17 protein-coding genes and 1 pseudogene are annotated in these 20,614 nt (G+C 68.1%); 7 read left to right on the plus strand and 11 right to left on the minus strand.

Going from position 1 to position 20,614, the window contains the following annotated elements; all coding sequences use genetic code 11:
- Positions 1 to 11 precede the first annotated feature (11 nt).
- Positions 12 to 920: an alpha/beta hydrolase gene (locus tag HET64_RS15280; protein WP_215105825.1), complete on the minus strand. Its 909-nt coding sequence runs from the start codon at positions 918 to 920 to the stop codon at positions 12 to 14.
- Between the two features lie 124 nt (positions 921 to 1,044).
- Complete coding sequence (locus HET64_RS15285) at positions 1,045 to 3,561, minus strand: trypsin-like serine protease (protein WP_251145346.1); 2,517 nt, start codon at positions 3,559 to 3,561, stop codon at positions 1,045 to 1,047.
- 592 nt (positions 3,562 to 4,153) lie between these two features.
- On the opposite strand from HET64_RS15285, the gene HET64_RS15290 reads away from it, so the two are divergent.
- Both HET64_RS15290 and HET64_RS15295 read left to right on the plus strand, forming a co-directional pair.
- The gene (locus HET64_RS15290; RefSeq protein WP_308370066.1) at positions 4,154 to 8,065 is read left to right on the plus strand and encodes a polymorphic toxin-type HINT domain-containing protein; all 3,912 of its coding nucleotides are present in this window, start codon (positions 4,154 to 4,156) and stop codon (positions 8,063 to 8,065) included.
- Positions 8,058 to 8,411 (plus strand): hypothetical protein, encoded by a 354-nt coding sequence (locus HET64_RS15295; protein ID WP_215105831.1) that lies wholly within the window; start codon positions 8,058 to 8,060, stop codon positions 8,409 to 8,411. The genes HET64_RS15290 and HET64_RS15295 overlap by 8 nt, the downstream gene beginning before the upstream one ends.
- Before the next feature lie 104 nt (positions 8,412 to 8,515).
- Here the strand turns inward: HET64_RS15295 and HET64_RS15300 are convergent, their stop codons facing one another.
- Complete coding sequence (locus HET64_RS15300; protein WP_251145347.1) at positions 8,516 to 9,412, minus strand: DMT family transporter; 897 nt, start codon at positions 9,410 to 9,412, stop codon at positions 8,516 to 8,518.
- 92 nt (positions 9,413 to 9,504) lie between these two features.
- Here HET64_RS15300 and HET64_RS15305 point away from each other — a divergent pair, with 92 nt between their 5' ends.
- A complete protein-coding gene (locus HET64_RS15305; protein WP_215105833.1) occupies positions 9,505 to 10,104 on the plus strand; it encodes a TetR/AcrR family transcriptional regulator in 600 nt (199 codons plus the stop codon).
- Positions 10,105 to 10,143: 39 nt separating this feature from the next.
- Positions 10,144 to 10,958 (plus strand): IS5 family transposase gene (locus HET64_RS15310; RefSeq protein ID WP_215105860.1). Its coding sequence is split into 2 segments (ribosomal slippage): positions 10,144 to 10,486 and positions 10,486 to 10,958, totalling 816 coding nucleotides; the frame shifts between segments, so codons are not numbered across the junction.
- On the opposite strand, the gene HET64_RS39030 is transcribed toward HET64_RS15310, so the two are convergent.
- The 3 genes from HET64_RS39030 to HET64_RS15325 all read right to left on the minus strand — a co-directional run bounded on the left by HET64_RS39030 (position 10,928) and on the right by HET64_RS15325 (position 12,763).
- Positions 10,928 to 11,575: a hypothetical protein gene (locus HET64_RS39030; RefSeq protein WP_251145348.1), complete on the minus strand. Its 648-nt coding sequence runs from the start codon at positions 11,573 to 11,575 to the stop codon at positions 10,928 to 10,930. The genes HET64_RS15310 and HET64_RS39030 overlap by 31 nt on opposite strands.
- A complete protein-coding gene (locus HET64_RS39035; protein ID WP_251145349.1) occupies positions 11,572 to 12,156 on the minus strand; it encodes a hypothetical protein in 585 nt (194 codons plus the stop codon). Before HET64_RS39035 ends, HET64_RS39030 begins: the two co-directional genes overlap by 4 nt.
- Positions 12,157 to 12,265: 109 nt before the next feature.
- A complete protein-coding gene (locus HET64_RS15325; protein WP_215105835.1) occupies positions 12,266 to 12,763 on the minus strand; it encodes a hypothetical protein in 498 nt (165 codons plus the stop codon).
- A 21-nt stretch (positions 12,764 to 12,784) separates the two neighbouring features.
- Here HET64_RS15325 and HET64_RS15330 point away from each other — a divergent pair, with 21 nt between their 5' ends.
- Positions 12,785 to 13,018, plus strand: a complete 234-nt coding sequence (locus tag HET64_RS15330) for a hypothetical protein (protein WP_251145350.1) — start codon at positions 12,785 to 12,787, stop codon at positions 13,016 to 13,018.
- 396 nt (positions 13,019 to 13,414) lie between these two features.
- Here HET64_RS15330 and HET64_RS15335 read toward each other — a convergent pair whose 3' ends face one another.
- Positions 13,415 to 14,161: an alpha/beta fold hydrolase gene (locus HET64_RS15335; protein WP_215105837.1), complete on the minus strand. Its 747-nt coding sequence runs from the start codon at positions 14,159 to 14,161 to the stop codon at positions 13,415 to 13,417.
- Positions 14,162 to 14,732: 571 nt separating this feature from the next.
- Here HET64_RS15335 and HET64_RS15340 point away from each other — a divergent pair.
- Positions 14,733 to 15,062, plus strand: a complete 330-nt coding sequence (locus HET64_RS15340; RefSeq protein WP_215105839.1) for a hypothetical protein — start codon at positions 14,733 to 14,735, stop codon at positions 15,060 to 15,062.
- Positions 15,059 to 15,391 carry a restriction endonuclease gene (locus HET64_RS15345; RefSeq protein ID WP_215105841.1) on the plus strand — a complete coding sequence of 111 codons (333 nt, stop codon included), beginning with the start codon at positions 15,059 to 15,061 and terminating at the stop codon, positions 15,389 to 15,391. Before HET64_RS15340 ends, HET64_RS15345 begins: the two co-directional genes overlap by 4 nt.
- Here HET64_RS15345 and HET64_RS15350 read toward each other — a convergent pair.
- From HET64_RS15350 to HET64_RS15365, 4 genes and pseudogenes are all read right to left on the minus strand, one after another.
- Positions 15,361 to 17,586 (minus strand): MMPL family transporter, encoded by a 2,226-nt coding sequence (locus tag HET64_RS15350; RefSeq protein ID WP_215105843.1) that lies wholly within the window; start codon positions 17,584 to 17,586, stop codon positions 15,361 to 15,363. The two genes, HET64_RS15345 and HET64_RS15350, sit on opposite strands and share 31 nt — an antisense overlap.
- 185 nt (positions 17,587 to 17,771) lie before the next feature.
- The gene (locus tag HET64_RS15355; RefSeq protein WP_215105844.1) at positions 17,772 to 18,383 is read right to left on the minus strand and encodes a TetR/AcrR family transcriptional regulator; all 612 of its coding nucleotides are present in this window, start codon (positions 18,381 to 18,383) and stop codon (positions 17,772 to 17,774) included.
- 217 nt (positions 18,384 to 18,600) lie between these two features.
- Positions 18,601 to 18,876, minus strand: a complete 276-nt coding sequence (locus HET64_RS15360; RefSeq protein WP_215105846.1) for a hypothetical protein — start codon at positions 18,874 to 18,876, stop codon at positions 18,601 to 18,603.
- Between the two features lie 916 nt (positions 18,877 to 19,792).
- A pseudogene (locus HET64_RS15365) lies at positions 19,793 to 20,243 on the minus strand (DDE-type integrase/transposase/recombinase); the annotation flags it as partial.
- Positions 20,244 to 20,614: the final 371 nt, after the last annotated feature.

Genomic DNA, 20,614 nt, shown 5'->3' on the forward strand with positions numbered 1-20,614 from the left:
CCGGGGGTGGGTCAGGTGGTGCGGGCCTTGAGCCAGGAGACGACGGTGGCGAACATGCCGGGGGCGCCCAGCAGGGCTTGGCCGTGGGCGGTGGAGCCGGTGACGATGCGCGTGGTCACATCCGAGGCGGGCACACCTGCGGTCTTGGCGGCTGCTTCCAGTTCGGTGGAGTGGGTGGGGGGTACGAAGTCGCCGTCGGAGTGGACCAGGAGCATGGGTGCGTCGCCCTTGCTGGCCGCGTTCTTGGATTCCATGTCGCGCCAGGTGTCCCAGCAGCCGGTCTCCCGGTTGGCGGTGGAGTTGTCGGCGGGGTCGGGAAAGCAGCGGGCCAGGAGGGTGGCGTTGTCGCGGAGCTTGCGGATCTTGTCGACGGTGGAGGTGTTGCCGTCCTGCCAGGACCGGTAGGGCGAGGCGACCGGGGAGAGGGCGACGATGCCCTTGAGGCCGAGGGTGTTGGTGCCGCGGGTCGCGGCGTCGGTGGCCATCTGTCCGCCGGCGGAGGAGCCGACGAGGAGGATGTTGTCGGGGTCGGCGTTGTACTGGCCGGCGTTGTCGCGTACCCACTTCACGGCGCTGGCTACGTCGTCGCGTTGGGCGGGCCAGGCTGCGTCGGTGTTCAGGCGGTACTTCATGGCGAAGACCTGGAAGCCCTGGTCGGCAAGCTGCTTCTCCCAGGTCGCCCAGCTGGCGTGGGTGTACCAGTAGCCGCCGGTGATGAGGATGACCGCCGGGCGGGGTGCCGGCGACGGGTTCCAGGTGATGTTCACGCTCTGGTGGGGGTGGGTTCCGTATTGCTGGGTTGCAGCTGCGGCCTTCACTGCCACCGGCAGGGTGGGAGTGGCAGGTGTCGCGGGGGTGGCCGCCGTGGTGGCGGCGATCGCCAGCACGGCGGCCACGAGGATCAGAAGAGTGCGACGCACGAAGGGGTCTCTTTCAGGAAGGGGAAGCGGGGAGGCCGAGTACTGCGGCTGGGCAGGGGGTGGCCCCGGGAAACGCGGTTGGCGTTTCCCGGGGCCGGAGCGTGCTGTTGTCCGCCGCGCGGGGTCAGCGCATGCTGGCGCCGAAGCGCTGCCCGGTTGCCGGGAGTCCGTCCTTGCCGGGCTCGTACGTGGTGACGGAATCCGTCCCGCCGGTGGTGTTCGTCCACGGCAGGGCGTGTGCGCGACCGTAGGCGGTCGGTCCGTCGGGGATGCCGATGTAGAGGTGGGTGCCGGTGGCGGTGACCGCGCTGCCGACCTTCTCCCCCGTCACCGGGGCACCGGGCAGACCTGCGACACCCGGGTGGACGGTGCTGTCGGAGTCGCCCGGCACCCCGATCAGACCGAACGTCATGATGCCGCCGGCGTCCGTGGCGGTGCCGATGTCCTCACCGGGAACGCCGACCGCCACCAGGGTGTTCTGCGCGGTGCTCACCGACTCGGGGCGCGTGCTGACAGCGGACACTGTGTGCCCGAAGCGGTCGCCGGCCTCGTTCGCGCCGGTCACGCCTGTGCTGCCCTGGTGGACGCCGGAGAGCTGGCTGAAGCCGGTGGGGGTCAGGCGGACGACGTCGATCCGCCCGGTGGTCGCGATGGTGGAGGTGCCCTCGCCGGGGGTGCCGACCACGAGCAGCGACTCGGTGCCGGTCGCGGCCGCGTTGGGCCGGTAGGCGGTCATACTGAGTGAGAACCCGAACGTATCGGCGGCTTCAGACGCGTCCTCGATCTCGGCGAGGTTTTGGTCCAGCCCGGCAAGGCCGGTGGGGATTTTGGCGGCGTTCAGCTTGTGGTTGAACACGCTCACGGCGCCGGCGTCGGCCATGCCGCCGATCGCCTCTCCTGGCGCGCCGATGGCCAGGTGCTGAGGAGATCCGGCCAGGGAGGCGCCGAAGTCGTCGTTGCTCTCCATGGCGCCGGCCACGCCTTCGGATGCCTGGTTGATCAGCACGTTGGTCTGTCCGGTGCCGTGCAGGTAGACCACCGCACCGGCGTTGGTGAACCCGGCACCGTCCTCGCCCGGAACACCGATCGCGAGATACGGAACTCCGGCGACGGTGGTGCCGGCGGCGATGGCTTCGCCCAGGCGGTCACCCGCCTCCGCACCCATGCCGAGCAGGGCGCCGCTGCCGGTGCCCTGGACCAGGTTCACCGTCGCCTTGCCCTTGCCGAGGCCAGCTGGCGCACCGTAGACGATGTGGACGCCGCCGGCGCCGGTGTTGGTGCCGATCGCTTCACCGGGGACGCCGACGGCCAGGTCGGTGCAGCCGTCGAGGTTGTGGTCGAACGTCGCCAGCGAACCGCCGAACCGGTCGTTCGCCTCCGCGGAGCCGGAGAAGATCGGCAGCGCCTGCGAAAGTTCCGCGTTGCCCTTCCCCGCCCCGTAGACCAGCTGCACACGACCGGCCTTCGCAGCACTACCCACCGTGGCATCCGGGTCCGCGATCGCGACGTCACGTGCACCGTCGCAGTTGAAGTCGGTTGCTCCGAAGACGACGCCGTCGACCCACTGCTTCAGCCCGTCAGCACGGGCACCTACAGCGTCAGTCCGGGTTTCCGAGTCAAGCTCGCCTAGGCATCCGCCTTGACGGGACTGGCTGCCTATGGCCACGAGGGCAGGCTTGCCGTTTTCGGTGCGCAGTACGGGTGCGCCGGCGTCGCCCCTGCAGATCGCTGCTTCCGCTGGAGTTTTCGGAGTGAGGTCGACGCCCGTTGCCGTAGTAGATCCGGCCAAGAAGGCGGCGGTGTGCAGCTTGGTCGGAGCCCACTCGTCGAACGTACGACCGTAGCCGGCGACGGTGAGTTCCTCGTTGGTGGTCGGTGCCGTACCTGAGATCGCGACCGGGGTGATGCCGGTGGCGGGCTGGTCCAGTCGCACCAGGGCCATATCGCGGTCGGGCCGGGGCACCAGGTAGGAAATGGTGCTGGTGTGGGTGCCTGTGGAGTTCAGGTCGGCCCGGCCGAGTGTGATGGTGGTCTTGTCCTTGGGGGCGCCCAGCGCGGTGTCGATGTTTTCGGCCGGTTTGTCGGCGAAGCAGCTCTTGGCGGTGACAGCCCAACGGGGGTCGACCAGCACCGCGGTGCACGAGCGGGTTTCCCCGATGCGGAGCTTGCCTGTGAACACGTGGGTGGTGTCTCCGGTGGGCGGGGGTGTCACGGGTGTTCCCGTCCCGGTAACTCGCATCTCCAGCAGGACAGCCTGCTTGGGGTCCGCTGGGTTGGCTTCGCCGAAGCCCTTCGAGGTGTCGCGGGGGACGGTCAGGTTCTCGGTGGTGCCGCCGATCGAGACGTTTGCCTTGAGGTCCCGGTTGTAGGTCTCGATGCGGAAGGCACGCGGAATATTGACGCTCAAGTAGCCGGTGCCAGCAGCAACAAAGCAGATCATGGAATCTTGGGTCGCCAGGTTCCGCGCCCACACCTTGATCTGGTGTGGTTCCGAGCACGGTGTGTAGATGATGTTGCCGTCGCCGGCTATCAGGTCGGCACCGGTTTCCTGTAGGAGATCCGCGCGGTAGGGGTAGGTGCCGTCCTCAACCGCAAAGGGGATGCTGGTATCTGCCTGTGCCTCACCGGCTGCGGTCGCCAAGAGGGTGGATGCCCCCAAGGCAACAGCTATCACGGGGGCCGTCACGGCCGTCAAACTGCGTATGCGCACTGAGTGTTTCGCTTTCCAAGACGAACCCCGTCCCGCGTGTGCTGGAGGGTTCAAACCGAATCGGGTGACCGTGCCGAGAACGGCAGTCGATCGTGTTCGCCTGGGGAGGCCGCCGGGTCACTATAGCCGCAGGTCCTGGACACGGCGGCCCCGTCCGGCACTTCGGCTGGAATGCGACCTTTTCTGTCACGGTTGGATCACAGTCGGTTATTCGCGTGCAACTATGTGCCGCACGAACATATCTTGCACAGGAAGTACACAACAAGTTCGTGCCAAGTTTGAGGACTTGGGTGGGGTCTGTCGCATTTCAGCCTGGGGAGGCCGAAATCAGAAGGCGATAGACCCCATTTCGTTGCGCTTGACCGAAAGCGCTGCAGCCTGGCGTTGCCGGCCTGTGTGCGCTTCGGTCCCCATGAGGAGAAGGTACGAATCAGTGCGTCAATCTGCAGGCCCCGAGCGGCGCAGGGGGAAGGGGTTCCGGTGGCTTGGCAGGTCCGCCTGCGGAGTCCTGCCCCTGGCCCTTGTGGCAACTCTCATATCAGCAGCACCCGTTGCAGCCAATGCACCTGCGCCTCCGCTCTCCGAGCGAGCTCAGGCACTGGAAGCGTGGAAGTCTTCCGGGCCAGCGGTCAAGGCTGCTGCGGAAGAGGCCCTCACCGGCAGCGACCAGAAGGTCCGACAGTTCCTGGCGGACGGTCAGAAGGTCGCCCAAGAACTCGATCTGAGGGAAGCCGCACTCACGCTCGTCACCGAAGCTGGCCCCGGAGTGAGCGAGGCAGCGGCCGCCGCCCTCAACGGGACCCCGGAACAGTTGGCCGCGTTCATGAAAGACGGCTGGAAGCGGCCACTGGAAGACGACCAACGCGTAGCCGCCGCCCTTGCCACCGAAGCCGGCGGGACAGGTGTTCGCGAGGCCGGCGACGCGGCGATGAACGGAACCATCGACAACGTCCGCGCCTTCCTGAACGACGGTCAGTACAAGCGGCGCGACGACGACGCCCGGGTCCGTGTCGCGCAGATCGAGACGGCGGGAGGTCCCGCCACTAAGCGCGCCGCAGCCGCCGCACTGAACGCCGGGATCGGTGAGGTGCGCGACTTCCTCGCCTACGGGCAGTACATCACCCGCGCCCAGGACCAGGAACACGCCAGCGTCAGCGACCTGGCAAGCCAGATCAGCGACTCTGCGGCAGCTGCCGCCAAGGCCAAGACCAGCGCGGACCAGCAGGCCAAGAAGGCCAAGGCTGCCGCAGGGCTGGCAAAGAAGGAAGCTGCCAAGGCGGCGCAAGCAACCGAGGCCGCGAAGAACGACGCCGACAAAGCCGAGGACGCCGCCCGCCGGGCGGCGGAGGCCTCCCGCCGTGCTGCGGATGCGGCGAAGACCGCGATCTCGGCAGCCCGTGCCGCCAACGCCGCCGCACAGACCGCGATCACCGCTGCGGCCAACGCCTCCACGGCCGCTCAGCGCGCCTCCCAGGCCGCCAGCAAGGCGTGGGCCCACGCAGCGTCAGGCAAGGTAAACGAGGAAGCGGCCGCCAACGCACTGAAAGCCGCTGGCGACGCCGAGAAGATCGCCGACACCCTCGACTCCATGCTCCAGACGGCCGTGGCTGCCCGAGACGCGCTCAACGCTTCACTGGGGGCCATCGACGACATGAACGCGGCCGCGGCAAGCTCAAGGGCCGCCGCAGGACATGCGGCCGAGGCCGGCGCCAGCGCGGACCAGGCCAAGGCAGCTGCAGCCGCAGCCGAACGCCACGCCACGGAAGCCAGACGAGCGTCCGTCGCAGCGCAGACCCACGCGAACGATGCCATTGCCGCCGCCACCGAGGCCCGCGACTTCGCACGTTCCTCTGCCTCGCACGCCCGAAAAGCCGCGGAAGCAGCACGCAAGGCGAACGAGCACGCTGGTGACGCCCAGGCCGCGGCCAATCAGGCGAAGATCAACGCCGCCGAAGCGCTGAAGGCAGCCCAGACCGCCACCGCTGCGGTCGCCAAGGCTCAGAAGATCCAGACCACTACCCGCAAGGGCGAGGCTGACGAGATCGCCGCCCGCACGACCCTGCTGGTCAACGAAGCCCGCGACGCCAGGGCGACCATGGACACGGCCAAGGCAGAGATCGCCAAGGCGAAGCAGGAAGCCCTCCAGCTGCAGACGGACTTCGACGCTCTCGCGGTCCAAGCCGCCAAGCCGGATGCCCAGCCTGCAGAGGTCGCAGCGGCCGGCCGAAAGATGGCGATGACGGCGCTGCAGATCCGCGGCCCGTGGAGCCGGGCCGCAGCCGAGAGCGCCCTGGTCGGCGACGACGCCTCCGTGGTCGCCTACGCGCGCACGAGCTGGAAGCTGGCCCAGGAGGAAGACGAACGAGAAGCCGTCAACGTCCTCACCCAGCAATCCGACTACGAGGACGTCCGCACGGCGGCGACCGCCGTCCTCGCGGGCACTCCGGCCCAGGTCCACACCTTCCTCACCGTCGGCCAGTACCAATCGGCGGCACCGGACAACCGCATTGAGGTGGCACGTCTCGCTGAAGCCGGCGGAGTAGGAGTCAAGGAAGGCGCCCAGGCAGCCCTCAACGACCCCGACCCCAAGGCCCTCGACACATTCCTCCAGCAGGGCCAGCACCAGGCGCGCCTGGAGGACTACCGCGTCGAAGCAGCCCGCCTCGCCGAAGGCGGAGGGCCCGAGGTCAAGTCAGCCGCCGAAGCCGCCCTCGCCAGCCCCGACACCAACCTGATCGACTTCATCACCTCCGGCAGGCACAAGGCCACCCGACGCGACCAACTCAACGCCGCACACGTCGAGCAGATCCAGACCATCATCGCCACCGCCAGCGCGACCGCCGCCCGCGCCTACCAGTCCGCCCACGACGCGGCCGAGTCCGCCGAAAAGGCCCAGGGCCACGCAGACCTCGCGGCGGGCCACGCCAAAAAGGCCACCGAATACGCAACTGAGGCCGAAGGCCACGCCGACAGGGCGAAGCAGGCCGCCAACCGCGCCAATGACTCAGCCCGCTCCGCAACGGCCTCCGCTGAGGCGGCCCGCAAGGCCGAGGCCGATGCCGCCGTGAGCGGCCGCACTGCCTCGAACGCGGCGATATCCGCCGAGGCCAGTTACGGCGCAGCCCAGGGTTACGCCGCGAGCGCCTTCCAAGCAGCCGAACAAGCCCGGCAGTCCGCGCTCAACGCAGGCCAGAACGCCACAGACGCCCAGGCGAAGCACCGCTCCACAGTCGAGCGATACCAAACAGAGCGATATAAAGCAGAGCAAAAAGCTCTCCAGTCGCAGCGGCAGGCCGAACATGAGGGAACCCTTCACCAGAACGTCTTCGGTGACGCACTCGCCTTGTTCTCCACACTGCTTAAGGCATACGCCACTGGTGTCCCACCCGGCATGACCTTGAAAGATTCCATCCATCTCAAGCTGGACCTAATCGGCCTGGTCCCCGTCCTTGGGGAGGCCGCCGACGGAGCAAACTGTCTTATCTACGGTGTGGAGTACGGCGGTAGCTTCTTCGGCCACGGCGAAAAAGACGCGTGGAAGGATTCTCTTCTTTCCTGCGCCTCTTTGGTTCCGGTCCTCGGTTACGGTGCTGCAGCATTCAAGGCTACGCGGTGGGCAGGAAAGTACGGCGACAAAGTAGGTGCGGCCTTCGAGGCGCTCGGTAACCTTCTGAAGCGCAATCCCTGCAGCCCGAAGCACAGTTTCCCGGCAGGCACTCGAGTCCTCATGACAGACGGATCGACCCGCGCCATTGAGCGGGTCAGCGTCGATGACCTGGTGCACTCGACTGACCCGATCTCGGAGAATTCAGGCCCGCGCCGCGTTGCAGCCACGATCTACACACCGGACGACCGAGAATTCACGAGCATCACGCTCAACGGTACCCAGAAGTCGAGCACACTGACAGCCACTGATCACCACCCGTTCTGGATTCCTGAGACACAGAGCTGGACTGATGCCGGACAGCTCAAGTCTGGAGACTTCCTCCGTGTCGCAGACGGCACTCTTGCGGAGATTGCAAGTATTCGGCGCTGGAAAGAAGTTCAGCCGACGTACAACCTGACCGTCGAAGACCTGCACACGTACTATGTGCTGGCGGGTGAAAAACCGGTCTTGGTGCATAACTCCAGTTGCGTTTCGGTGACGTCTGTCATCAATCAGGATTCGCTACTGACGAAAGCAGCGCAGCAGGCAGGGAAGAATCAACAAGTTCAGAGAGACTTTGACCACCTGTTCGAGCAACTTTCCCAGGGGAACATGAACCCGGGTAGGGGGAGTAGAGCACTGTCTGGCACTGACGTGACATATGCACGAGGGCGAAACGGTGGACGACTCTTCTTCCGTAACGTTGGCGGCGGAATACAAATTGTCGGCAAGGCAGACAAGGGGAACGAGCCCCAGGTGATAGCGAGGCTGAAAAAGATCTATGGATAATAATCTCGTCGACCTCGTAGAGTACGACATCTACCATGTCGTCGCGGAACCTGAGTTCACTGCGCTCTTCATGCTCGGGGCCGACGACCTGGCGGAAACGGTAGAGGATGCGGATGCGGAAATGCGACTTCCGGACGGCACCCGCTGGAGTGCAAGTTTCATGACCGCTGGCGCGATCGACACGGTGATGAACCGATGGAGCGAAACCGGCGAGCATGGCGGTGGAGTCTTCTTCGCGTGTTCTGATCTCGTGATCATCCCCAAGGCCGGAGTGGCAGCCATGGTCGAGGCATTCCGCGTGATCTTGGCCGAGGGTCCGCAGGGGACTCTCGGAAAACTGGAATAGTGCGCTTGGCCCTTAGACCTTGTCCTACATGGCAGTTCGTCGGTCCTATTGGCAGAAGGAGCGCTGTCTGCGGGGTGCGGCCAATGCCCCTTTTCGTTTCCGAGTTACGGGTGGTCTGTGCTGCTCGGCATCGGCGAAACCGGGAGCCTTTCAGCACGCCAGGTCGCCATGGCGCCGGCTGACACGATCAGTCCCATGCCGACGAGCACCGGTGCGGAAAGACTCTCGGCGAGGGCGAGGGCACCGATCAGCGCGCCCATCACCGGGTCGAGGGAGAACAGCGTCGCGACCACCCTGGCGCCGGCCATCTTCACGGCCCGGAAATCCAGGGTGAAGGCGAGCGCCACCCCGACGACGCCGGAGACGGCGACCAGGCCCCAGTCGGATCCGCTGACGCTTGGGACGGCGGGTAAGGAGAAGGGGAGGAGCAGCAGCGCCGAGATGCCGACCGACATGGCCAGTCCCTCCAATCCGGAGGACGTCCTGCCCACGCGCTGCGCGAAGAGGGTGTAGCAGGCAAGGGCCAGCGCGGAGAGCAGCCCGAAGGCGATTCCTGCCCACGCGACTGTCCCGCCGGGCTCCGTGACCAGGACCACGCCCACCAGACCGACGGCAGGCAGAAGCGCTTCGCGCCAAGCGCGCGCCGAGGCGACCGCCACGACGAACGGTCCGAGGAACAGCAGTGTCGCCGCCACGCCGAGTGGGAGGTGGCCCACCGCGCCGTAGTAGGCCACGTTCATGACGGCCATCGAAGCGCCGTAGACGACCATGCCGGCCCAGTCCTGCCGCGTGTGGCCACGGACCCTCGGATGCACCAGCACCATCAGGACGAGAGCAGCGCAGAGCTGCCGCAGCCCGGCGACGGCGGGAGCGCCCAGCCGATCGAAGAGTGTCGAGGCGAGTGCTGCCGAGGCTTGCACGCTCAGGCAACTGACGAGGACCAGGCCCGCACCCAGGAACGCTCGGGTGCGGGCAGGTCCCTCGCCAATCAGGTCGTTCATGTGCGCACCTCCGGTCTGAGGCGGAAGGGACCCGACCCTCCCGGTATCACTGAAACGACCGTTTCACTGTAACGCTCGTTATGCTGGGGTGCATGGACCAGGACACCGCCGCGGCCATGGCCAGACCGTCCGCCAGGGACCGCTTGCTGGACACGGCCGACGAGCTCTTCTCCCGGGACGGCATCGCCCGCACCAGCGTCGACCAGGTGCTGCACCACGCCCACGTCGCTCCCGGCACGCTCTACGCGCACTTCGGGGGAAAGGACGGCCTGATCGCAGCCGCGCTGCAACGGCGTCTGGACCGCTGGGAACAGGTATGGCAGGAAGCCGTGGACGCCGCGGCCACACCCGCCGAGAAGCTCCTGGCCCTGTTCGACGCGGTCTCCGCCTACCGCGACCGGTACACCCCGGGCCGCGGGTGCGCCTTCCTCGCGACCGGCACGGAACTGCCCGACCTCGACCACCCCGCCCGCGCCGTGATCGAGGCGGAGTCCACGCTCCTCCTCACACGGCTGAACCAGCTGGCGGAAACCGTCACCACCGAGGATCCCGCCGCCCTGGCGGGCAACGTACTGCTCGTGTACGACGGAGCCATGGCCGGCCTCCAACGAGGACGGACGCCGGACCCTCTCGGCCACGGCAAGACGCTGGCGAGATGCCTGATCCAGAACGCGATCCAGACCGAGCATTAAGACCGTGCCCTACATGCCGAGTTGGCGGTTGGGCTGGTCATGGGAAGTGGACGGTGGGGATGGATCGTTCCGGACGGACTGTGGGAGATAGCACGGCCGTTGCTGCCGTCGGCCCGAGTCCGTCCGCAGGGCGGTGGGGTCGCGAACATCGATGACGAGGCAGTCTTCGCGGCGATCATCTATGTGCTGGTCAGCGGGTGCGCTTGGCGGGCCTTACCGCCGTGCTTCGGCGCTTCGAAGTCGACCGTGCACCGCCGGTTCGTCATCTGGTCGAGAGCCGGGGTGTGGGGCCGACTGCACCAGAAGATCCTCCAGCTCCTGGACGAACAGAACTTGGTCGACCTGTCCCGGGCAGTCCTGGACTCCGCGCACGTCCGGGCTAAAAAGGGGGCGAACTTACAGGTCCGAGCCCCGTGGACCGGGGTAAGCCGGGTTCCAAGATGCACGTCCTGTCCGACGCGGACGGACTGCCCCTACGCGTCGGGCTCTCCGCGGCCAACACCCACGACAGCCAGGCACTGAAGCCGATGGTGTCCCATTTCCACATGGGATACGAATCCCACGCGAGCGAATCGAAGCCCCGCCGCCTCCACGCCGACAAGGCGTACGACATCCCTCACCTGCGGCGATGGCTCTGGGGCAAGCACATCGGAGTCCGTATCGCCCGCAAAGGTATCGACTCCAGCGAGCGGCTCGGCCGACGCAGATGGGTGATCGAACGGACGATGTCGTGGCTGACTGGTTACCGCCGACTCAACCACCGCTACGAGCGGAAACCAGGCAACTACCTGGCCTTCCTCGGCCTCGCCGCCGCACTCTGCTGCTACAAACGATTCCTCAAACTGACCATGTAGGACACGGTCTTAGTAGCTGCTTTCAGGGCCGCCGAACTCCTGTCGCACGACGCTGCGCCCCGGAATGCAATTCCGGGGCGCAGCGGTAGTCGGTCAGGTGGTGGTAACGCCCCATCCAGGGTCTTGGCGGGCTGCGAGTGGATTCGGGGTGGTGGTCGTGGCCGGAGCGTACGCCCCGTGCCTTGTCCGGATGACCCCTTCGCCGTGTCGCCGAGGAGCACGGGCGTCACCGTGATCACCGAGGCGCCCGCCGGAGGTCCTAGCAGCTGCGTCCCGGCTGCCGGAAGGTCGGGGGCGACGTCCAGGCGGCCGGTCTCCGCGTCGAAGGCCACGGCCTTCACGCGCCCGGCGAGTTCGGGCACGACCGCGGTGAGGATGGTGTCGAAGTCGGCGAGGACGCTTCCGCCGGTGGCCGGGTCGGCCATGCCGTGCTCGGTCATCATCATGCTGATCGCGCTGCCCAGCCCGAGCGGCTCACGGCCGTCGCGCCGTACGGCGGTGGTGGTGCGCCGCTTCGGCTTCTGCCGGGTGGCACCGCTCTCCCTCGGCTCTTCCCCGGACGCGAGCAGGGCCTGGCGTGCGAGGTCGACGCCGCTCAGTTCCGACTCGGTGGTCATGCGATCACCGCGCCGGCCGTGTCGGTGTGCAGCGGGCGGGCGGCAAGTTCGGGCAGCCGGTCCGTCCACGGCACGGCCGGGGCCTGTTCGGTCCGGGCGGCGGTCTGCTCGCGCAGCTGCTTCAGCCGCGTCGTGAGTAGGTACTCGGCAGCGCGCTCCCGGGCGGTGTCGGCGGCCTTCGTCGCCGCCGCGATGGCGTCCGCGCCGTTCGGGTTGTGCCTAAACCAGCGCCGCCCCTGCTCGGTCTTGTAGGCCCGGCGGGCCTCCGCTTCGGCTTCCTCGGTCCGTCCGAGACGCCCGAGGGCGTTGCTGCGGTAGTCCGACAGCGCCGCTTCCACCGTCTGGAGCGCGGCGAAGGCCAGCACCGATGCAGCACCGGCCGGCTCCGTGTCGAGCTCGCCCGGCTGCACCGAGTCGAGGAACTCCCGCTGGGTGTGTTTGATATCGGCTTCCAGCGACGCCCGGACACCGGCGGTGACGGCGGCAATGTCGTCCGGGTCGTCCAGTACGGCCGCCCAGGTCGCGGCGAGCAGCCCGGTCTCCACCGTCAGGGTCTGGGTCCGGCGCCGGTAGCCGCACACCTCGCACATTCCCCCGGCCTGCTGCTGCCCGCAGTCCTCACACGCCAGCGCCTGACGGACCGTCTCAGCGGCAGCCGCGGCCGCACGCTCGTCCTTGGCCCGTTCCTGGTCAGCCGCACGGACCGCAGCGCGTCGGGCTTTCTCCGCACGGGCCTGCTCCTGCCGCCACACGACGTCCTGCGCCCCGGCAGCAGCGTGTTCGCGCAGCCGCTCCTTCGAGGACGCGGCGGCGCTCGTCGTCGCCCAGGTGGGGCAGCTCCCGGTCGATCTCCGCAACGATCCGAGCACGGCGAGCGCGCCAGATGTGGACCACGTTGCCACAGTTCCCGCACGCGCCGCCGGTGTCCAGGCGGGTGCCGTCGTCGCACCGCCGGTCCGAATACGAGGGCCGCCGCACCAGACCCCGGCCGATCAGCCACCCGAACGGCTCGCTGATCAGGGCCTCGCCGCCGGTCTCCTCCAGGCGGCCGGTGAGCCGGTCGGCCAGCAGCCGCGGCGCACGCTCCACTGCCACGCCCAGACCCGCCAGCAGCGAGAGCTCCGCCTTCGCTGCCGCCGCCACTTGGTCCTGCTGCCAGCCGGACAGCCGCTCCCACAGCCACGACACCGGTTGAAGCAGAACGTCATCATGACGTACGCGATCCTGGGCGGTCTGGAGCGCAGCGTCGAGCGTACGGCGGCCACCCTTGCCAGCCTCATGGGCGTATCCGCCACCCACTTCAGCCGTGCCCGCCGCGAGCTGGAAGCCGAGGGCTGGGTCGAGCTCACCCACAGCGAGGGCCAGGTGAAGTTCTACCGGCTCGGCCAGAGGGCCACCGGCCGCGAGGTCGTCGTCCAGCTGCGGAACCGACCTACCGCGTGATCTGAACCGAGAGCGACACCGCCGGGGCCGGGAAGGTGACTCCTTCCCGGCCCCGGCGTCTTGCCCAGAACAGCGCAGCGATCACGCCGCCCCCTTCCGGACCGGGCTTCCGCGTCCCGGCATCGTGACGGCCTGCACTCGGACTGCCGGACATGTCGCGCTCCCTCTGGGATGGCTGACGGGTGGGGCCAGCGGGTACCGCCGTCTACACGGAGACGGACCGCTGGCCCCTACGCATGCCCCGGTGTCCGCTAATCCGCACCGCCGTCAGGCATCCATCAGGGAACGTCTCCTTGGCCGGGCTCCATCGATCGGCAATACGCCGCGGCTCGTGCGCCACCTTCGGTCAGTGCTCCGGGTCCTGGTCGACATCGCCAGGGCGAGCCGTTGCACAGGCTAAGCAGGTGCGCCAGCACGGTGATATGACCCTCTTTCAGGGGGGCGAGTGTGTAGCCGTTGAGTGCTGGAGTCGTCGGGGCAGCGATGATCCGACGGCGTGCTTGGCCGGGCCGAGTGCGTCGGAACGGTCACGTTGGGGAGATCTGCCCGGTTGTCGGACAGGAAGGTGACTCTCGCGAAGACCCGGGCGATCTCCGGGTCCGTTCGGCAGAAGCTGTTGGTCAGCTCCTGCCCCAGTTCGGGGCGCTCCGGGTTTCCCATGATCACCGGCGCCATGGTCGCCGACCAGCCCAGATAGTTGCTGTCCAGTGACTCGAGCAGTTCCTCGATGTCCTGCTCGCTGAAACCGCCCCGGTAATTGCCGTCGTCGATGTACGAGGGCGAAGGGGTGAGGAGGACCAGCTTCTCGAAGAGTGCGGGCTCCTGCACAGCGGTCAGCACACCGATCATGGAACTGACCGAATGCCCGACAAACGTCACGGGCCCCAGGCCGAGCTCCCGGCAGAGGTCGATGACGTCCTGCGCATAGCCGTCCAAGGTAAAGTACCGCTCGGGGCTCCAGGCCGCCGCATCGGAACGCCCCGCCCCCACATGATCGAACAGAACCACCTGGAAGCGCTCCTCCAGCGCGGGTGCGACAAGACGCCAGAGATTCTGATCGCAACCGAAACCGTGGGCAAGCATCACCACCGGGCCGCCCTCCCGGCCTGTCACCCGTACCCGATTTCTCTTGCGCACGTCCACAGGAACATCCTGACACCCTTTACACCTCACGGCCTGGCCGGCCGGACGGCCGCCTCCCACCAGCGCGGAACACATTCCGGTGGCAGGCAGGCGGTGTCCGTCGCGCGAATGCGTACCTACGTACCCCGAGGCATGACTCTCCGAGGCGTGAATTCCCGGGGCGAAGTCCGCGCCCGCCTCCGGTATCCCTCGCCCGGACCCGGATCCGCGTCGAGGGCTCCCGAACCGGGGAGGATTTGAACGGCCACCGTAGGCACGACCGGCGGTGCACCCGACGACGTGGGGGCTGTCGACGTCCCCTGGTATAGGTGCGGTCCAAGCTGCGTACCGAGGTCAAGTGGGCATGTCTCTCGAATCATGTTCGAAACCAGATGGCGAGGGCTGTGGGCGTGACGGTGCCGAGAAGGCGGTGTCTGGGAGAAAGCCATCAGTCACCCCACTGCGATCGGGAGAGCGCCATGCCACCACCGAGCCGCCGCACCGGTTGGTTGTCCTTACCGAACCTGGTACCCCGAGGTGGGCGTCTCGCCCCGCCGGCCACAGCCGGACCGGCAGTAGGCCGAGCCCCACGGTGGCGCCGCTGCGGGGCGTCGAGCACCTGGTCCTCGATGACCTCACCGCCTACGCGGACGACCGAGGGTGGGTCGTACCGGCCGGCTGCGCGATCGCCGACAACGGGCCCCTCGACCAAGCCCCTGCCATGCGGGCCGGGTGGCAGCGGGTACGGGTGGCGGCAACCGGCCGCCTGGTCCACGGGGTGGTGGTCCCCTCCTTCGCGCACATCGCCTACCGCGCCGGGGACGGGGAGCGGGCCTGGCTGCTGGAGCAGGGGCTGTTCGTCGTCGCGACCGACCCCACCGAACTCCAGGCAGGCCTGACGCCTGCGGAGCTGAGGGCATGAGCGGCACTGTGGTGTACTACCCGGCCGGTGCGGTGACCGGCGGGCTGCCGCTGGACCGTGACCCGCACCTCGCACTCGCCGCCGCCGTCCTGGCCTGCGGCCCGAACCCGGTCGGCCTGCGGGTGGCGGACTGTGCGCAGATCGGCCTCCAGCTCACCGGGCACGCACGGTGCGTGGCCGCCGACCTCCGCCAGCGATTCGAGATGCTGCCGGGGGACAGCGAACTGCGCCCGGCGTCCTTGGGGCAGGGAGCAGGCCCGCAGGGCCGTGGCAGCCGCGGACCCGTGGAGCGATGTTGTCAGTGGTTGTGGTTTGTGGAGCCGGCGTAGGTCGGTTCGCGGACGGCGGGGGTGTCGGGGGTGTGCTTGGTGAGTTTTTCGCCTTCGATATCGACGTTGGGCAGGATGCGGTCGATCCAGGCGGGCAGGGACCATGCGCGCTTGCCGAGGAGGGCGAGGGCTGCCGGGATGATGGTCATGCGGACGACGAACGCGTCGAAGACGACGGCGATGGCGAGGCCGAACCCGAGCGATTTGATCATGGCGTCGTGGGAGCCGACGAAGCCGGCGAAGACGCTGATCATGATGAGGGCAGCGGCGGTGACGACGGTGGCGCTGTGCTTGAAGCCCGTCTCAACGGCGGTGCGGGCGTCGGCGCCGTGGACGTATGCCTCGCGCATGCGGGTCACCAGGAAGACCTGGTAGTCCATGGCCAGGCCGAACACGATGCCGACCATGAGAACGGGCATCAGGCTCATGACGGGGCCGGTCTGTTCCAGGCCGATGAGGTCTTTCAGCCAGCCCCACTGGAAGACCGCGACCAGGGCTCCGAGGGAGGCCAGTACGGAGAGCAGGAACCCGAGGGCCGCCTTGGCGGGGACCAGGATGGACCGGAAGACGAGGATCAGCACGAGGACAGCGAGGCCGACGACGAGGGCGAGGTAGGGCACGATCGCGGCGCTGAACTTGTCGGAGATGTCGATGTTGAGGGCTGTGGTGCCGGTCACTAGGGAGCGGGCACCGGTGTCGGACTGGAGGTCGCCGGCCAGGTTGCGGATGTCGGTGACGAGGTCCTTGGTGGCGTCGCTGCCCGGAGCGCTCTTGGGGATGACGGTGATGATCGCGGTGTCGCCGCTCTCGTTGAAGGCGGCCGGGGTCACGCCAGCCACGTCCGCAAGGCCGGAGAGGGACTTGCCCAGGTCCTCGGCTCCACTGAGGGCGACGGCCGGGTCCTGGTCGTCGACGGTCACGGTGAGAGGGCCGTTGAAGCCGGGTCCGAATGACTCGGACAGCATGTCGTATGCCTTGCGCTGGGTGGACGAGGTGGCCTTTGAACCGTCGTCCGGCAGCCCGAGTTCGAGCCGGGTGGCGGGGAGGGCAACCACACCGAGAGCGATCACGGCCAGGAGGAGCATCCGGGCCGGCTTGCGCAGGACGTAGGAAATCCAGCGCTGCCCCAGGCCCGGCTTGGCGGGCTTGGCCGGGTCGGCCACGGCGGCGGACTTCTTCCGGTTCTGGCCGCGGACGCGTTCACCCGCGAAGCCGAGGAGCGCGGGAACCAGGGTGGTGGCGACGAGGACGGCGATGACGACGGCGCCAGCGGCGGCCAGACCCATCGCGGTCAGGATGGGCAGGTTCACCACCGCGAGGCCCGCGAGGGCGATGACAACGGTCAGCCCGGCGAACACGACGGCGGAACCCGCTGTGCCGTTCGCACGGGCGGCGGCCTCCCGGGCGTCGTAACCGTCGGCGCGCTCCGAACGGTAGCGGGAGACGATGAACAGGGCGTAGTCGATGCCGACGGCGATGCCGAGCATCGTGGCGAGGGCCGAGGCGTTGCTGTTGAGGTCGAGCGGGCCGCTGAGCGCAGTGATGGCGGCCATGCTCACCCCGACTCCGACGAGCGCGGTGAGCAGGGGCAGGCCCGCGGCGATCAGGGAGCCGAAGGTGACGAGGAGGATGACGGCTGCCAGGGCGAAGCCGATGGCTTCGGCGGTGTGGCTTTCCTCGGGGGCGGCCAGCGCGTTGCCGGAGGCTTCCACGGTCAGCCCCTGGTCGCGGCCCGATTCCAGGGCCTTGTCCAGGCCGGCGTGGTCACCGTCGGTGAGGTCGGCGTCTGTGGCGGTGTAGGTGACCTGGGCGTAGGCGGTGGTGCCGTCCGCGCTGACTGCCTTGGTGGCGAAGGGGTCGCTGATCTGTCCGATGCGGGAAGAGGAGTCTTTGATGCCGGCCAGAGTCGCTTCGAGAGCGGCCTTGTTCTCCGGGGTGCTGATCTTCTCGTCGTCGGGTGCGCGCAGCACGACACGGGCGGTGGCTCCATCGGCGTTGGCCGCGGGGAACTTCTCTCCCAGGAGGTCGAAGGCCCGCTGGGCCTCGGTGCCGGGCAGGCTGATGCTGGAGCTGGCGGGGCCCGAACCGGTGGAAGCACCGATACCTACGGCGCCCAGGATGAGCGCCCAGAGGAGGACGACCAGCCAGCGCCGCTTGAACGCGGCCCCGCCGATCTTGTGAAGGAAGGTGGCCATGAGGGAAACGCTCCGGGTCGAAGGTGTTTTCGGACGTGCGGTGCCCTGAGCCCGGCCTGTGGCAGGCACGGCACCGATGAGGGCATGCGGAGGGAGACGAGTGGCTCCGGGCCGTCGTCAGGGACGTGCGGGGTCGCCGGTAGCACGGGAAGGTGCGGCCGGAAGGTGGTGGGGGCTGGGTTGGGTCAGGCGGTGGCGGGCTGCGCGGTGAGAGCCGGCAGGAGCACCAGCTCGACAACGGCTTCCATCAGCTCCTGGGTCGCCTCGGTCCCGTGAACGATTTTCTGTGCGAGCCACGGGCCCAGCAGGATCTGGTCCGCCAGGTCAATGACCGGGTTTCCGGCCCTGATCTCGCCCCTTGCGACCGCACGCTCGAACAGCTGGGCAAGATCCCGCAGGATCGGATGGATCAGGATCTCGCGCACGATGTCCATGAGGTCCTCGTCCTGGACGATCGCCGCCGGCAACGAGGTGAAGGGCTCATTGGCCAGATCATCGGCCACCAGATACCGCGCGACCTCCATCAGATCGCCGCGCAGACTGCCGGTGTCGATGCTGGACAAGTCCTCCCCGGACTCTGCGCTCAGAGCCTTCCACGCCGAAATCACCAGGCGCGGCTTGCTTTCCCACTGCCGGTAGAGCGTCGCCGTACTGCACTTCGCCCGCTGGGCGACAGCTGCCATGGTCACCTGCTCATAACCGACCTCGCCGACAAGCTCTGCCGTCACGAGCAGCAGTTCACGCTCTCGCTCCGCAGTGAGTTTGCGGCGGCGCGATACCGCAGGTTCCACGGTCATGGCTGCTCCTGATCCGGTCCTTGGCTGATACAGGAACTGTAGCCACTCCACGAACAGAAAATCAAGTTTTCGAAACTACGGTTTTCGACACTGGGATTTTCGCTCAGGACGGGACCTTGCTCCACCGGCGCGGGCGGGGCCGAGCACGGAACACCGTGAGCGGCCTGGCCGCGCCCGGAGCAGGGTGGGGCGTTGCGGCGGCGGGCCGAGGGCAGTGTCAGACGTCTTCTCCGGGGTTCAGGAAGACCAGGGTGCCACGCCCTTGTTCGTCCCTTCTCCGTGTCAGCCGGTCCCAGTCCCGGCCCATCGCGGAGGCGAGGGACAGGTACCCCCGCTTCTCGAGCCCGCGGTCGGCGGCGTCCAGGCCGACGGCCGTAAAGGAGTCGCGGATCAAGCCTCGCTCTTGAAGGAGGCTGATGTGCCAGCCGCCACCGGTGGCGGGGTAGGCCACCGCGTACCAGGGCGCCGGAGTCGCCCGGAGCGCTTCCAGCACCTCCGACCCCCACGACGCGGCGGACTGGGGCAGGTCGGGAACCGGCGCGGGTGCAGCAGGGAGGGACGGGCCGGGCCGGGTACGGCAGGCGCGGGTACGGCGGACGCCGGCATGACGGGTAAGCGGCTCCTAGCAGCGCATCAGCGGGCTTCCGGAGGGCCTGCCGGGGACCGGCCCTCTACCCGAGGCGTGGCACCGGGCCGGGGTGCCGCGCTGAGTGGTGGATGAGGCTCACCGCGCGGCCGAATCTCCACTCGATAGATGCGCGACCGGCACGGCGACTGGCGGGCTGCCGCTGGACCGTGACCCGCACCTCGCGCTCGCCGCCGCCGTCCTGGCCCGGGGCCCGGCCCCGGTCGGCGTGCGGGCGGGCGGACTGTACGCAGATCGGCCTCCAACTCACCGATCGGAGTGTGATCTGCCTCACTCGACAATCGCTCCGGGGTCCAACGTGAGCAGCAGCAGACCGAGCCGCTGCACGACGGCGATACCCCGTCAGCCGCAGCGCGAACCAGCGCCGGATCAGATCCAGTCCGGCAACCCGCTCCGCGATTCCGCAGAAGCCAGATCCGCTGAGAACGCGCGCCCGCACAGGTCTCAACCGGCCTGGCAAGTCTGCAGCTCAGAACAAGATCCACAGACAACACGAGTGGGTCAGGACAACTCGGTACGGCGCCGGCGTCAGTCGGGCGGTCCGCGGTCCAGTCTTTCGTTGCCTCAACTCGAAAGCACTCAGCGGTCCAAGCGAGCACGGAAGGCCCGTTAACCTCGGGCTTTCACGGGCGGGCCAGCGCGGACCTTGATCAGACAGGCGGAGAGTGCCGCTGAGCTGCGGTGGTGGGACTTACCAGGGGTCTGTCGGCTGAGAGGAAGCAAGCACTCTCCAGGTGAACGAGCGCATCGCGCCGTAGCCGCCTGCCCGAGCGGCCTCGCGCTCGGTTGGCCAGCTCCTTCGTCCTTGCAAGGTCTCGCGTTTGAAGGTCGCGTTGAAGGACTCGGCGAGTGCGTTGTCCGCGCTGGACCCGACCGCGCTCATGCTCCGCCGAACCCCTGCTGACCTGCAGGCTGCGGCGAATGCCCCTGCTCGTGTGCTGGGCTCCGTGGTCGGTGTGCATGACCGGTCCGGCGAGGCTGCCGCAGGTGCGGATCGCCGCGGCCAGGGCGTCGGTGACGAGATCCGCGCGCGTGTGGCCGGCGATCGCCCGGCCGTCCATACGGCGCGAGGCGAGGTCGATGACCCTCGCCAGGTAGCAGAACTTCCCGCCGTCGAGGGGCAGGTAGGTGATGTCGCCGACGTACTTCGTGTTCGGCTTGTCCGCGGTGAAGTCGCGACTGATCAGGTCCGGTGCCTTGGCCGCGGCCGGGTCCTGACCACCAGTCACACCAAACGCCGTTGCAGTACTACCAAGGGGGGAAGTCATGCCGCGCCCGGAGGCCTGTAGCCCGTTGCGGGGCCACCAAAAGGGTAATGGGAGGGGGCAGAGCTGTCCGCGGGCTCCTTCGCACTGGACGAGGTCGGATGCGCGCTGCTGTCCGCGCTGCGGGACTGGGCGCGGGACTCCCCCGTCACGACGGCGCCGGGCATCGCCCGCAGCATCATCCGGTTCACGGTGAACGTGATCCCGGACCCCGCACCCGGACACCGCCGACACCCTGGAGGCGATGTGCGATGAGCACCTGGTGCCCGCCCACGCGGTGCACTCCGCACCCGGTGCGCACCGAGTCCATCCGGTGCGCA

The sequence above is a fragment of the Streptomyces sp. McG3 genome, assembly GCF_018619185.1.
In the GTDB taxonomy this organism is placed as follows: domain Bacteria; phylum Actinomycetota; class Actinomycetes; order Streptomycetales; family Streptomycetaceae; genus Streptomyces.

Bases quoted from the DNA above. Each gene is read 5' to 3' on its own strand.
- HET64_RS15295 (WP_215105831.1), top strand. From the start codon at position 8,058: ATGGATAATAATCTCGTCGACCTCGTAGAGTACGACATCTACCATGTC.
- HET64_RS15300 (WP_251145347.1), bottom strand. From the start codon at position 9,412: ATGAACGACCTGATTGGCGAGGGACCTGCCCGCACCCGAGCGTTCCTG.
- HET64_RS15305 (WP_215105833.1), top strand. From the start codon at position 9,505: ATGGACCAGGACACCGCCGCGGCCATGGCCAGACCGTCCGCCAGGGAC.
- HET64_RS39030 (WP_251145348.1), bottom strand. From the start codon at position 11,575: ATGACCACCGAGTCGGAACTGAGCGGCGTCGACCTCGCACGCCAGGCC.
- HET64_RS15330 (WP_251145350.1), top strand. From the start codon at position 12,785: ATGACGTACGCGATCCTGGGCGGTCTGGAGCGCAGCGTCGAGCGTACG.
- HET64_RS15345 (WP_215105841.1), top strand. From the start codon at position 15,059: ATGAGCGGCACTGTGGTGTACTACCCGGCCGGTGCGGTGACCGGCGGG.
- HET64_RS15350 (WP_215105843.1), bottom strand. From the start codon at position 17,586: ATGGCCACCTTCCTTCACAAGATCGGCGGGGCCGCGTTCAAGCGGCGC.
- HET64_RS15355 (WP_215105844.1), bottom strand. From the start codon at position 18,383: ATGACCGTGGAACCTGCGGTATCGCGCCGCCGCAAACTCACTGCGGAG.